At 60.1% G+C, this 13,775-nt stretch carries 15 protein-coding genes; 2 read left to right on the top strand and 13 right to left on the bottom strand.

What is annotated here, in order from left to right; genetic code table 11:
- Window positions 1-43 precede the first annotated feature (43 nt).
- The 8 genes from OU26_RS07770 to OU26_RS07735 form a co-directional block, all read right to left on the bottom strand.
- On the bottom strand, window positions 44-769 hold the full coding sequence (locus OU26_RS07770; protein ID WP_026646304.1) for a pseudouridine synthase: 726 nt from the start codon (window positions 767-769) through the stop codon (window positions 44-46).
- Between the two features lie 19 nt (window positions 770-788).
- Window positions 789-2,681: a glutamine--fructose-6-phosphate transaminase (isomerizing) gene (gene glmS, locus OU26_RS07765; RefSeq protein WP_026646303.1), complete on the bottom strand. Its 1,893-nt coding sequence runs from the start codon at window positions 2,679-2,681 to the stop codon at window positions 789-791.
- A 92-nt stretch (window positions 2,682-2,773) separates the two neighbouring features.
- Window positions 2,774-3,457, bottom strand: coding sequence for a hypothetical protein (locus tag OU26_RS07760; protein ID WP_229055300.1), 684 nt, complete (start codon window positions 3,455-3,457; stop codon window positions 2,774-2,776).
- A gap of 105 nt (window positions 3,458-3,562) precedes the next feature.
- Window positions 3,563-4,063, bottom strand: coding sequence for a hypothetical protein (locus OU26_RS07755; RefSeq protein WP_003808461.1), 501 nt, complete (start codon window positions 4,061-4,063; stop codon window positions 3,563-3,565).
- 94 nt (window positions 4,064-4,157) lie between these two features.
- The gene (locus OU26_RS09550; RefSeq protein WP_237743789.1) at window positions 4,158-4,370 is read right to left on the bottom strand and encodes a hypothetical protein; all 213 of its coding nucleotides are present in this window, start codon (window positions 4,368-4,370) and stop codon (window positions 4,158-4,160) included.
- 121 nt (window positions 4,371-4,491) lie between these two features.
- Entirely contained in the window at window positions 4,492-5,607 is a 1,116-nt protein-coding gene (locus OU26_RS07745; protein ID WP_237743790.1) for a hypothetical protein, read from the bottom strand.
- A gap of 59 nt (window positions 5,608-5,666) precedes the next feature.
- Window positions 5,667-6,365 (bottom strand): ATP-binding cassette domain-containing protein, encoded by a 699-nt coding sequence (locus OU26_RS07740; protein WP_003808456.1) that lies wholly within the window; start codon window positions 6,363-6,365, stop codon window positions 5,667-5,669.
- Window positions 6,362-7,510, bottom strand: coding sequence for a hypothetical protein (locus OU26_RS07735; protein WP_237743791.1), 1,149 nt, complete (start codon window positions 7,508-7,510; stop codon window positions 6,362-6,364). The genes OU26_RS07740 and OU26_RS07735 overlap by 4 nt, the downstream gene beginning before the upstream one ends.
- A gap of 350 nt (window positions 7,511-7,860) precedes the next feature.
- On the opposite strand from OU26_RS07735, the gene OU26_RS07730 reads away from it, so the two are divergent.
- On the top strand, window positions 7,861-8,562 hold the full coding sequence (locus tag OU26_RS07730; protein ID WP_229029410.1) for a response regulator transcription factor: 702 nt from the start codon (window positions 7,861-7,863) through the stop codon (window positions 8,560-8,562).
- A gap of 11 nt (window positions 8,563-8,573) precedes the next feature.
- Window positions 8,574-9,851 (top strand): sensor histidine kinase, encoded by a 1,278-nt coding sequence (locus OU26_RS07725; protein WP_026646300.1) that lies wholly within the window; start codon window positions 8,574-8,576, stop codon window positions 9,849-9,851.
- A 76-nt stretch (window positions 9,852-9,927) separates the two neighbouring features.
- Here OU26_RS07725 and OU26_RS10225 read toward each other — a convergent pair whose 3' ends face one another.
- The 5 genes from OU26_RS10225 to OU26_RS07705 form a co-directional block, all read right to left on the bottom strand.
- Window positions 9,928-10,158 (bottom strand): hypothetical protein, encoded by a 231-nt coding sequence (locus OU26_RS10225; protein WP_003808445.1) that lies wholly within the window; start codon window positions 10,156-10,158, stop codon window positions 9,928-9,930.
- An 11-nt stretch (window positions 10,159-10,169) separates the two neighbouring features.
- The gene (locus OU26_RS07720) at window positions 10,170-10,964 is read right to left on the bottom strand and encodes an amino acid ABC transporter ATP-binding protein (protein ID WP_026646299.1); all 795 of its coding nucleotides are present in this window, start codon (window positions 10,962-10,964) and stop codon (window positions 10,170-10,172) included.
- An 11-nt stretch (window positions 10,965-10,975) separates the two neighbouring features.
- Window positions 10,976-11,959 carry an amino acid ABC transporter permease gene (locus OU26_RS07715; RefSeq protein WP_026646298.1) on the bottom strand — a complete coding sequence of 328 codons (984 nt, stop codon included), beginning with the start codon at window positions 11,957-11,959 and terminating at the stop codon, window positions 10,976-10,978.
- Between the two features lie 34 nt (window positions 11,960-11,993).
- Complete coding sequence (locus tag OU26_RS07710; protein ID WP_026646297.1) at window positions 11,994-12,923, bottom strand: ABC transporter substrate-binding protein; 930 nt, start codon at window positions 12,921-12,923, stop codon at window positions 11,994-11,996.
- Between the two features lie 183 nt (window positions 12,924-13,106).
- The coding region (locus tag OU26_RS07705; RefSeq protein WP_033499040.1) for an ABC transporter substrate-binding protein at window positions 13,107-13,775 on the bottom strand (669 nt) is incomplete at its 5' end.

Raw genomic sequence — 13,775 nt, 5'->3', positions numbered from 1 at the left:
GGCGTGTCGGGTGATATAGGGGAATGTCCAAAACCGCGAATCCCTACAAGCCCGCACCCAACGGCACGCGGGACACGAATCGTCGCGACTCCCCGGTCAGCGGATCGTCGAATCGCAGTTCGCGCGCCACCAATTCCAAAGGCCGCGAGAAGTCGTCATAGGCGCATTGCACCACTTCCGGGTAGAAATCGTCGCCCAGAATCGCCAGGCCGAGCGAATTCATATGCACGCGCAACTGATGCGTCTTGCCGGTTTTCGGGCGCAGCGTGTAGTTCACGTACGGATCGCCGTCGACGTGCCGCACGTCGCTCCCCCGCTCGACCAGCGTCTCCGCGTTGGGAACGTCGGCGCTTTCGTACGCCTGTAATCGTCCGCGGTCCTTGTTGATATGCGACCTGCGTACCAGCGGAAACGGCATATGCCGATCGATGCGGACCGCCGTTCCGTACCTCGGCCGTCGCACAGGGGCGAGCGGTGCCAGGCATTCGTAGGTTTTGACGGTTTTGCGATTTTGGAACAGCATCTGGTACGCGCCTCGCGCAGACGGATTACGTACGAACACGACGACGCCTGCGGTCAGTCGGTCCAAACGGTGCGCCGGCGTGATGTTCGGCTCGTCGTACCGCTCGAACAACCGGACCAGCGCGGTTTCGCGATACCACATGCCGCGTGGCGTGGTGGCGAGGAAATGCGGCTTGTCGATGACGATGATGTTCTCGTCCTCGTACAGAACCTCATATTCGAAGGGAATATGAGGTTCCTCGAGCACGTAACGGTGCCTGCGTTCGTTACTCAACGGTGACTGACTTGGCGAGGTTGCGCGGCTTGTCCACGTCGTAGTTCTTAAGCTTGGCCATGTCCATGGCGAACAGCTGCAGCGGCACCACGTCCACCAGCGGGCTCATCAGCGTCGGGCAGGCGGGACGCCAGAACACCACGTCGGCGTAACGCTCCACATCCGGATCGTTCTCCTCGGCCACGGCGATGATGTAGGCGCCGCGAGCCTTGACCTCCTCGATACCGGAGATGACTTTGGCGTGCAGCACGTTGCGTCCGCGCGCGGGCGGCACGATGAACACGACCGGCTCGCCCTCGTCGACCAGCGCAATCGGACCATGCTTGAGCTCTCCCGCGGCGAAGCCCTCGGTGAAGGTGTAGGCGATCTCCTTGAGCTTCAGCGCGCCTTCCATGGCGACCGGATACCCCACATGACGTCCGAGGAACAGGAAGGACTTCGCGTCCACCATCTGCTTGGCGGCCTCCTGCACGGTCTTGGTCTGGGTGTCGAGGACCCACTGGATCTTGCGCGGCATGTCCTTCAGGGAATCCAGGGTTTGGGCGATCTCGTCCCTGTACATGGCGCCTTTGACCTGCGCCAGGTACAGGCCGAGCACGTAGGCGGCGGTGATCTGCGCCACGAACGCCTTCGTGGACGCGACCGCCACTTCCGGACCAGCATGGGTGTAGAGCACCGCGTCAGATTCGCGCGGAATGGATGCGCCCTGCGTGTTGCAGATGGCCAGCACCTTGGAACCCTGCTCACGGGCGTGACGCAACGCCATCAGCGTGTCCATGGTCTCGCCGGACTGGGAGATGGCCACCACCAGTGTGCGGGGCGTGAGTATCGGATCACGGTAGCGGAATTCGTGCGCGAGCTCCACCTCCACGGGGATGCGCACCCAATGCTCGATGGCGTACTTGGCCACCATGCCCGCGTATGCGGCGGTGCCGCAGGCGATGACGATGATCTTGTCAATGGCCTTGACCTCATGCTCGTCTATGCGGATCTCATCAAGGTTGATGTTGCCATCCTTGTCGAGGCGTCCCAGCAGGGTGCGCTGCACGGCCGCCGGATCCTCGTGGATCTCCTTGTCCATGAAGGAGTCCCAGCCGCCTTTTTCGGCAGCCGAGGCATCCCAATCCACGGTGTAGGTCTTCGGATGTTCCACGATGTTGCCCATGAAGTCGGAGACGACCACCTTGTCGGCGGAGACCATCACGGCCTGGTCCTGGTCGATCTCCATGGCACGCTTGGTGTAGGCCACGAACGCGGCAACGTCGGAGCCAAGGAAGTTCTCCCCGTCGCCGAGGCCCACCACGAGCGGCGAATCGTGACGGGCGCCAACCACGATGTCCGGCTGTCGCACGTCCGTGGCGAGAATGGTGAACGCGCCTTCCAGCATGCGGGCCAGACGGCGGATGGCCTTGAACAGGTCAGGCTTACCGGTTTCCTCGATGATCTTGTCGCTGATTTTGCCCAGCAGTTTCGCCGCGACCTCGGTATCGGTTTCGGAGACGAAACGATAGCCCTCCGTCTGCAGGTCGAGACGAAGCTGGGAAGCGTTTTCGATGATGCCGTTGTGGATGATGGCGACCTTGCCGTCACGCGACGTGTGCGGATGCGCGTTAGTGTCGTTCGGCACGCCGTTCGTAGCCCAACGCGTATGGCCGATGCCCACGGTGGCGTCCGGCATCGGATCACGTTCGATGTCCTGCACCAGGTTGGCCAGACGTCCGGCCTTCTTACGGACGGCCACACGCTCCATGCCAGGCGCCGTCAGCGCCACGCCGGCCGAATCATATCCGCGGTATTCCAATCGCTGAAGTCCTTGGAGACACACCTCCAAAGGCTTGCCGCACGCGGTCCGAACATTTCCTGCATATCCTACGATTCCACACATAGCTCACCAGTGTATCGGACGGATATGTCACCTGCTCACGGCAAAAACCACTTTCACACAACCCGCCAGCGGGAGAACGGTGGTGCAAGACTTCAGGCTTCTGTTTGGCACGCAATGTACTGTTTCGCCTTTGCAGCATCGTACCCGGGTACTGATTCATCGAAATACTTGCCAAACACGTCCCTGTCCTTGCTCTCGTCGCTGACAATCGCCTTGTAATCCTCCACGGTCATGGATTGCTCGGCGAGTCCGTATTGCTTCAGGCACTTGAGCAACGGCACCACGGGATCCTCGTTGTTGGGGTTGCTACTCATGTCGCCGCGCAGCATATTCATATCCGTGAAATCATTGTCCGCATCGCATTGCTTGACAATGGCATCACCGTCGGCCTCGCTCATTCCCGACGGATACGAGGTTGACATGCCGCCTTGTGAATCGACGGTGACTTCGACATTTTGCTGTTGCGCACAATCGCTGAAATGCTGGCTGAGTTCAAGGAACTCCTGGTCGGTGATCTTGCTGTCCTTGAGTATCTTCTTAGTCAAGGATTGGTGTGCGTTATCGTAGGTGCGTTTGATTTGCTGCGCGTATGGCCCGGTAAACACCGTGCCATCCTGGGCCGTGGCGCTGCTTGATGCGCCGGTAGCGGTACCGGCAGATGAATCGATATGCGTCGCTCCCCCACAACCGGACAGCAACATCAGGCAGCATGCCGCCACGCACACGAAGGTCGTCACACCGGTGTGACGATGCCGCGCGATATTCGAAGTTCCCATGTGCTCTTCTCCTTGCGAATCCTTGTCTCTTCCATTCAGCCGGCCCGCGGCAGTAGGTGCGTGCCACGCTAGTTACGACACACACCCACTACCGACGCCGGGGTGTCAGTTCGACAGATGGGTGTCATCTGGGTGCTCATGCCGGTACACATACTGCGACAGGTCACTGAGCTTGTACCCGTCGTAGCGTTCCATGCATTCCTTTGCGACCCTGTTGTCCTTCTGCGCGTTCGCCCCCGTGTACGGGACCGGTGTCAGCGCACCGTCGGTCAGATCGAAGGTAGGGAAATCATCTTCGCTTTGAGCCTGTGCGCAGATACAATCCATGACTTTACTTTCCAACGCTGCGATGTCCTTCTCGCTGATTTTGCCGTCTTTGATGAGGTTGCGGGCGAAACCAGTCTGAAGATTGTCGTACGTGTCCGCGAACCTGCGGGCGTAGGCGCCCGTGAACTCAGTCCCGTCCTCGGCTTTCGCGGTGGTTTGCGACGGGCTCGGAACCGCGTCCTGACGTTCCGTACCGCACGCGACGCATGCCAGACATGCAACAATGATGCCGAAAATCGACACTATGCAGCGAACACGGACGACAATATCAGTCAGCATCGGTTGCCAATCACTTGTACACACGCCAATTCGCCGTGTAGAACTTCAGCGGTTGCCCGTGCGCGTTTGCGTATGACTTTTGATATGTTGGAGCTCACTTGCCGTAAGCTTTCTTCAGTGTTCCATCGTTTAATGAGTACGTCAGCACATGCTGCGAATACACCCCCTGTGCTGTAGCCATGGAATATGTCCAGTACACTACCCCGCGATTCCATACATCTTTTGCGTTCGCAGTACCTGCAAGCCCGGTAGCGAGCAACAACGACGCGGTAACCGCCGCCAATGCCGTTTTAGCCTTTTTCTTCATTGTGGATACTCCTTCTTGTATCCAGGTGACGCCCCGTTGACGTCATGCTCGCATTGTTTCGTGCTTCAGCAGACAATGCAAATCCTTGTCGTTAAAATTGCTACAAGGCCCAGCTTGTTGGTTATCGGTTCTTGAAATACCGGAACAAGTCACGTTCACGGGTGATCAGCATCGCCATCGAGGCTCCGGCCAGTACGCCGACGAGTGCTGCCGCCGGAATCCGGGAGAGAATGCCGACAAGCGTCGTAGACGAGATGATGATGCCTGTTTCCATATGTGTCAGCGCCCACACGATCAACGGTGCCGTCACGATTATCGCTGAACAGCACCACATCAATGTTTCAAGCAGCATTTGCAGCCAGAGCGCGATTTTCGGCTCCCCGCAATGCATGGCTGACGCCAGTTCGAGCCGCCGGGCACGCACCGCGGCATATCCTGCGAACAACGCGGAGACGAACATCACAACGGGAGCGAGCGCGCTTTGCCTCTCCCGGAATGTCTTGACGGCATCGAGCTGCGTGCCTTGTGTGCTGTTGAGCTGGCTGATCGTAGGTTGCTGCGAGGCGTCCGATGACCACGAGGATACCGTGGATTGGAGCAATGACTGCATGGCGTCAGGCACCGGCCAGGCTTTGACCAGGCATTGGTCGAAATCGTCCGCAGCTGCGGGAACTTGGCTAAGCGCCACATAGTCGTAGCTGGTTGATCTGCCGTCATCCGGGTATTGGAACACCCCGGCGACGCGCACCCTGCCGCCAGCACGCAATGCGAGCCGGTTCCCCGCCCGAGCGTGCACAGACCGCGCGGCTTGCGAAGACAGCCAGATGCCGTCGTAGTCCCGTGCAGTCAACGTCGCCCCACTGGACCGTGTCGAGGAGGCGAAGACGCCAAGCGCCCCCGTGGTGGCATCGAGCGAGGGGATGCCCGCAGATGGCAGGACGGCGGATGTGACCTTGTCGTTCCTCGACCGTAACGCGCCGGATGCGAGCACCCCGTCCACACTGGACAACCGTTCGCATGCTTCACCGCTAATCCTGCCTTTGACCTCGATGACGTACGTCGACGCGCCCGATGCGATATACCGGTCAACCTGCTGCGCTATTGACCGAATGCTGAACAGGTCGGCAGCAGACAACCCGCCGACCAACGCGGCGAGAATCAACATAAGCATGAACGCATGCGAGGTTCCGGACACGATATCCCGCCATGCTTCGTCCACGACACCACGCAGACGCATACGCCCTGTCTCAGCCGTATCCCGGTCAATGGCAGGCGCAACGGTATCTTGTTCCCGGCTCACTGGTAGTCCCTCAAATCGATGATGTCCGTGCACGCGTCGCGGGTGCGCGGATCATGTGTGGCGACCACGACAATCGCCCCTGATATCGACAACCCGTGCAAGGTTCGGTTCACGCTCGCCGCAGTCGCCAAATCAAGTTGTGCTGTCGGCTCATCCACAAGAAGCAGTCCCGCGTGGGAGGCGACCGCGCGCGCAAGCATCAGCCGCTGAGCTTCGCCACCGGACAGGTCACGGAACTGTTTGGCGGCAAGATGGTCAAGCCCGAACACGCGTAACAGTGACAAAGCGTGCTCTTCGGCTTCGTTCCTGCGGTCCCCGCGAGAAATATAGGGCAGTGCCACATGGTCGATGACTTTCCTACGCGCTACTCCATGAGGATTCTGCAATACCCAGCACACCCGACCGCATGAGACGCGTATGACCTTGCCCTGCGCTGGCTGCTGCCAGCCTGCGACAATGGACAATAGCGTGGATTTGCCCGAACCAGAAGGACCAACCAACGCATAGACGCGCCGGGGATACAGCGTCATGGTGATATGTCTGAACAGCCAGTCGTCCCCGTCGAAACTGTGCCCGACATCGTCAAGCTGGACATGGGCAGACCGCTCATCACAGGAATCGTCCTGAACCGTACTGGTTCCCGCCAATCCTGCAACCGCGGGTCGTATGGACTCGAGCTGGTCTTGCACGCTCATCGGCACGCCTTGCCCGTGCTGGCGGGAACATTGACGGAAGTCAAGGATGCGCCGGATTCCACGCTGACCATCGATTTGCCAAGCTGGGAGGCGACCACATGGACGGCGACCGGCTTGCCGCGCGAAACCATGCATGCCGAATCCGCAGAGACGTCATACATCGCCGCCGGCGGCACCGAGACCACGTTCAGCGTTTTGGCGAGCTTCCAGCGGTACGTAACGTTGATGGTGTTCGAAGCAGTGTCTTGTCCCGTGTCGCTCTGAGATCCTGCGGTATCGGAGGCCTGCCCGGAGGCTGACGGCTGTTGAGCGGCACGGTATTCGTTGCTCGCACCGATGGCGGAGAGCAGGGAGGCGTCGGTGCTGTCCACTGTCCGATCGGTGATGGTGAACGTCGCTCCATTGACTTCCATGACCCGATCACCTCGCAACATCGAGGAGTCATTGCGCCGGAACGTCGCACGAACCGGTTGGCTGGTAGTCGTCAGCACATCGGCTCCCTGCTCGACATGCCCGCCATATCGGGCCTGGCACTCCTTGACAGTCACCTTCTGTTGGGGCAACCATGCAAACAACGACGTATCGATGCTCCACTGGCGCTCCTGCGTGGCGCTCTGCGTCCCAGCGTGTGCGGCAAGTGCATTGAAGGCTTTCACTGTATCCCACGTCATCACGTCCGAATCCGGGGCCGTATATCCGAGCCGTCTGAGCTCCGCATTGAGCGCCGCGATATCGCCGCCCTTCATGCCACTGGTCATCGTCCGATACGGTGGTGTCCTCAGATACAGCGCGAGTTGGGGTTGTCCGTCAACGGCAATGAACGCGGAGCCTGATTCGATGCTGCTCCCGGACGCGCACTGTCTCAACTCCGTAACTACTCCCCCAACCGGAGCGGCTACGGAACCGGATTCGCTGCGTTCCACCGTGACGGTGACGGAACGCTCGTCATCATATGGTTCCGATTGCACGACGAGCGTGCCCGCGCGCGTAGTCGACTCGAACGCGGCAGGTTCGGGCTCACGGGTGAGCAAGAATCCGCCGCACACGCCGGCCGCCAGCATGACGAGCGCGAGCAGCACGGCCACGGAGACTGACACCGTGTTGCGGCCAGCGTTCCGGTTTCCACCGGTTTTTTGGTGATGCATCCGCATTCTGTGCTCCTTCGTGCAGAATCGAAACGTTGTCATTATCGGCGGGGAGGAATCCGCAGGCAAATCCTTGTCGTGCAAATACCTACACGGTCGCGATACTGGCACTCACGACAAACATGGCTTTGCGGTACGATTACCCGTTTTTCGTTGACTTTCCGCCGATACGGCACCTCATCTCCCAAGCAAATCATGATTGCGCATCTCACATTTTGGCGCTTTTTTGGAATATCCTGCGGAACGGTTTCCGTGAAACCCATCGTTTGACGCCAATCCGGCGGCGCCGACACAGAGCTATGCTGGTGTATGAATACCGTATTCGAACAAGCACAGAGCCAGGCACCATCATGAGCCAACAGCAGACACCATCCGCGACCGGCAGCGACCAGACGACGGGCACCGTGCAGGTCGTGCTCGTCGACAACGACATCCTGGCGCTGAAGATGCTGCGCGAGATCATGTCCGCGTGGCCGCGCGTCGCCATCACCTGGACCGAACATAACGGCTCGGACGCCTTCGACCACTACCGACAATGCGAATCCGGCATCCGCGATCTGCCGGACCTGTTCATCACCGACATCTCGATGCGCGGCCTGTCGGGCGTCGATATGAGCCGAGCCATCCGCTACACCAACGGCACGATGCCGATACTCGGCATCACTTCATACGAGCCGACCCAGTTCTACCATGATGCCGCCGACGCCGGCATGCAGGCGGTTATCGGCAAGAACGAGCTGTCGGCCCTCAAAAGCATCATCATGGAGGTCGCGGACACCGGCGCTCTCGCCGTCCGACCGCCCTTCGAGGTACCGGGGCGGGCGCATCTGCGCATCCGGCAGGAAGGCCTGCCGTACATCCTCTCGCTGAGTCAGCAGGAAAAGCAGGTGCTCACCATGTGTTCGCACGGATATAGCAACGCCGATATCGCGCAGGTGCTCGACGTTAGCCCGTCGACCATCAACACCTACATCACACGCGCGTCGCGCAAGATGGGCGTGGCCAGCAAACGGGAAGCAGTGGCGTTATGGACGAAAACCATCGGACTGTAGGCAGCTCGCCAATGGCGAACATCAAGACCATGATCGCGCCCCGGGCCACGCAGCGGCTGCATCACCATAAGATGCATATCGCCCTATGCCTGGTGACCACGATACTCATGGCCGCAGTACTGACGTTCCTCCCCGCAACGACACCCACACAGTGGATCATCTGCATCATCGCCTGCTGCTGCCCGCTGGGCATCGCCTTCGCACCGGTACCGATGTCCGTCATCTCATTCGCCGTGGTACTGCTACTGATGTTCACCCCCGGGATATCGCTATCGGATGCCGGCTCCATCATTCACATGCTCACACCGCTGGCCATAGGCACGCTCGCGTATTCGACACCCACCCAATGGTCGATCTGGGGTCTTGTCACTTCGATCGTCACCTTGCTGCTGGCTTTCGACCCCCGCGAAGCGCTCTCGCAGGGGGACGCGCTCTCCTTCTTCGTGCTGCTCGCCTTGTACATCGTCACGTATGCGATGTGCGCGTCCATCCGCACCATCGCCATCGACGATCGGCAACGGCACCGCGACGCCGAGCTGGAGCTGTTGCAAACACAGCAGGCACATCAGCGGGAAGTCACCAGATTCGCGCAAATGACCCATGACGCGGTCACGGCAAGCCTGTCGAGTATATTCCTGCTCGCGCAACAGCATATTGACACGTTGGACACGGCCGGCAAGACGGCGGATGCGTCAGACGAGGATTGGCGGACCGTCCGGCAGCTCAGCGAGAGCGCCCTTGCCAGTATCCGCTCGGTCATCAGGACCATGAACGCCTCGGACGAACGCCCTGAGGATCATCTGGATGGCGCTTTACACAACCTTCCGCTACCGCAGCGCATCGGCATCGCGATCGAGCAGGGGCAGCATCTGCTGGCCCCGCACCATATGCATGTCGATGTGCATACGTCAGGGCAGATATCATCTCCCGCCTGCACACGGTCAGGCGACGAGGCGGTGACCCTCATCGGGGAGATCTTCACGAATCTGCTGCGGCACGCGTCCCCTGACAGCGCGCCCATGCTCACCATCAGCTACGATGACGACAACATGTCGCTCATGCAGACGAACGCGCTGACGCACAAGAACACGCGCAGACACGGCACAGGCCGGCAATCGCCTGAAGCCTCGCAAGGCCCGGCCGCGAGCGGTGACGCCCTGCCGCGATCACAGAGCGGACTGCTCCTCCACCGTGGCGTCATCGAGTCGCTGGGCGGCGAACTGCGCTTCAACAGCGAGGACGAGACGTGGACGCTCTACGCGCGTATCCCCCTGCACCCCAACGTCTAACCCCAAAGCCTAGGCACAGTAGGCTGCTCGGGCACAGCAAGGCCGCTGCACCCGAGCGTCGTTCAAAATGCTCCTGTCAGGCGACGCACCATGGAAGCCACTTGGGGCATGTCCCCAACAAGACGCTGATACTTGCGGGAGCCGGCGTCGCAAGCGCATCATCATACCGGGCACCGGTGATTCCCGTGGACAGCCCGCAGACACCGACGGCGATGGCAAGGCACATCGCCAATGCCGCACGACTGTCATGGTTGCGGATTGCAACCCCACGAACGATTCGCATCATCAACACCACCTGTTCGTTCATCTTGACACGTGTCACAGCACGTGCTGCAGGAAGTCCTTGAAGCGCGGCTCGCTCGGATGGTCGATGATTTCCGGACCGCCTTGTTCGACGACCACACCACCGTCCATGAAGACGATCTGGTCGGCGACCTCGCGCGCGAAACCGATCTCATGGGTGACGACCACCATGGTCATGCCTTCCTTGGCGAGGTCGAGCATGACGTTGAGCACTTCGCCGACCAGTTCCGGATCAAGCGCGGATGTCGGCTCGTCAAACAGCATGATCTCCGGCTTCATGGCAAGCGCGCGTGCGATGGCCACGCGCTGCTGCTGACCGCCGGAAAGCTGCGCCGGATAATAATCGAGGCGCTCCCCCATGCCGACGCGGTTCAGCTCCTCGATGGCGAGCTTGCGAGCTTCCTTCTTGTCCATGTGCTTGACGTGGACCGGAGCCTCCATGACGTTTTCAAGAGCCGTCATGTGCGGGAACAGGTTGAAGCGCTGGAACACCATGCCCAGTTTGGAACGCTGTTCGGCCACTTCCTTGTCGTTCAGGGTCTGCAGCACGCGTTCGCCGCCCTTGTCGACGTATTTGTAGCCGATCATCTCGCCGTCGACGTCGATTTCGCCGCCGGTCAGCGTTTCCAGCTGGTTGATCAGACGCAGGAACGTGGATTTGCCGGAGCCGGACGGACCGAGGATCACTGTGACGGTGCCCGGCATGACGGTCATGTCGATGCCTTTGAGCACATGCAGATTGCCGAAGGCCTTATGAACCTGCGTCGCCTTGACTGCAGGAACGATTTCGTTGGTTGTGATTTCGCTCATGGTCGTTCCCCTCACGCGGTCATTCCCGCGAACGTGGCTTCGTTCTGCTTGTCGATGTCATCCTTGGGCTCGCCGAAGGTCTTGCCTGGCAACGGCGTGCGCTTGCCGCGGGCGCCGGCCGGACGGGCGTCGAAGCCCTTGCCGAAGTGCTTTTCGAGTCGGGACTGGATGACCATCAGGATGGACGTGATGACCAGGTACCAGATGCAGGCCACGATCAGCAGCGGGATCGGCTTGTACAGACGGGTCGCGATCGCCGTGGTGGCGAACTGCAGTTCCAACGTGAACGGCACGGCGTTGACGAGCGACGTGGTCTTCAGCATGCCGATGAATTCGTTGCCCGTCGGCGGGATGATGATGCGCATGGCCTGCGGCAGCACGATGCGGCGCATGATGAGCGTGCGCTTCATGCCGAGCGCCTTCGCGGCCTCCGTCTGTCCCGGGTCGACCGCCTCAAGTCCGGCGCGCACGATTTCGGCCAAGTAGGCGGCCTCATTCAGGGCCAGGCCCAGCCATGCGGCGTTGAATGCGGTGATGACCGACTGGGAATCGATGCTCCAGAATTCGATCGAGGTGAACGGGATGCCTACGCCGATGCGCGGCACCAGCACCGCGAACAGACCCCAGAACACAAGCTGCGTGTACACAGGGGTTCCACGGAAGAACCAGATGTAGAACCAGCTCACGCCACGCAGCACCGGATTGATGGATTTGCGCATGACCGCCAGAACGACCGCCAGAATGATGGCGATGACCATCGAGATGACGGTCAGCAGCAGCGTGTACTTGATGCCTTCCAGCACATTCTCGTTGAACAGGTATTTCCAGACCACGTTCCATTCGAAACGAGGATTGGTGACGAGGGTCTGCACCAGCATCGCGGCGAAGAGCGCGACGATGACGGCCGCCACGATCGGACCCGTACGCTTGACAGGCAAGGCTTTGATGCGATTGGGAATATCGAGGCCTTCGCCGTCGACTTGTTTCTTCGCCATGATGCTGTTTCCTTTTTCTATCTATCCAATGAGATCAGTTGAGGTCGGTCGGGTTGATCTCGGCCTTGTCGAGCGCGCCGGATTCGACGCCCCAATGCTTCAGGATCTTCATGTACGTGCCGTCATCCATCAGCTTCTGCACGGCCTTCTGCACAGCTTCGTCGAGCTGCTCGTCGCCCTTCTTGATGGCGATGCCCTGCTTGGCCACGCCTTCGACGTCACCAAGCGCCTCAAGCTGGCCGTTGGTCTGCGAAATCGCATAGCCGGCGACCGGCGAATCGGCGTAGAACACATCGGCCTTACCGGTGGCCACAGCGGTGGCGGCTTCGGCCTGGCGCTTGTAGGACATCACTTCGGCCTTGTTGTCGGCCTTGCAGCCCTTGGCGATCTTGTTGGCCTCGTCCTCCTGGACGGTACCGGTCTGCACGGCGATCTTCGCGCCGCACATGTCGGAGGTGTCGAGCTTCTTCGGGTTGCCCTTCTGGACGGCCCACGTGGAGCCCGCACGGTAGTAGCTCACGAAGTCGACGGACTGCAGACGCTCTTCGGTGATGGTCATGGCGGTGATGCCCAGATCATACTTGGAGCCGATGGACGGGACGATGGTGTCGAACATGGAGGAGACGATCTTCGGCTTCAGACCCAGCGTCTGGGCGATGGCCTTGGACATGTCCACATCATAGCCGACCGGGGTCTTGCCGTCCTCGGCGTAGAATTCGGCCGGAGCGTAGGACAGCTCCATGCCCACGGACAGCTCGCCGGACTTGACGGTCTTCGCGGAGGCGGCCAGCTTGGCCAGCTCGTCATCCTTCTTGATGGTGCTCACATCGTAGCCGACGGTGGTGTTCTTGGCCTTCGACTCGCTCTTGGCGTCACCGGAATCCGTGGTGCCGCACGCGGCGACGGAGAACATCATGGCCGCGCTCAGCGCAAGTGCGGCAAACGACTTGAACTTCAACGACATATCTGTATATCTCCTTATTCTCTTCTCATCCACTGAACAATAATCGTTCATTCGTCAACAAACGTCCAGTATTCCAAAGGCTCACGATAAAACCGCAATGCTACACCGACGTTAATCGACGAAAACGTGGGGGCATCGGCCGTATGTCCGATGCCCCCACGCCCCGCGATGCCGACGTGCGGCTCAGCCCAGATCGGCCGGATTGATCTCGGCCTTGTCGACAGCGCCGGATTCGACGCCCCAATGCTTGAGGATCTTCATGTATGTGCCGTCATCCATGAGCTTCTGCATAGCGGCCTGAACCGCCTTGGCCGTGTCGGAATCACCCTTCTTGATGGCCACGGCCTCCTTGGTCACGCCCACATCCTCGCCAAGGGCCTCGAGCTGGTCATCGGTCTGCGAGATCGCATAGCCGGCGACCGGCGAATCGGCGTAGAACACGTCGGCCTTGCCGGTGACGACATTGGTGGTGACATCGGTCTGCAGCTTGTTCGACAGGATCTGGATGTCCAGCTTGTTGTCCGCCTTGCACTGCTCGGCGGCCTTGTTGACTTCCTCCTCCTGCGTGGTGCCGGTCTGCACCGCGATCTTGAGTCCGCACAGTTCAGAGGTGTCGATCTTGTTCGGATTGCCCTTCTTGACCACCCACGTGGAGCCGGCCTTGAACATGCTGACGAAATCGACCGCCTGCATACGCTCAGGAGTGATGGTGAACGACGAAACGCCGATATCGTACTTCGAACCGATCGACGGAATGATCGAATCGAAATTCGACGTCTGCGGATCCGCCTCGAGGCCGAACGTCTTCGCCAAAGCCTTGACGATGTCCACATCGAAGCCGACCGGCGTCTT

It is taken from the genome of Bifidobacterium ruminantium DSM 6489 (assembly GCF_000770925.1).
Classification (GTDB): domain Bacteria; phylum Actinomycetota; class Actinomycetes; order Actinomycetales; family Bifidobacteriaceae; genus Bifidobacterium; species Bifidobacterium ruminantium.
This window is presented reverse-complemented; position numbering and strand designations above follow the sequence as displayed.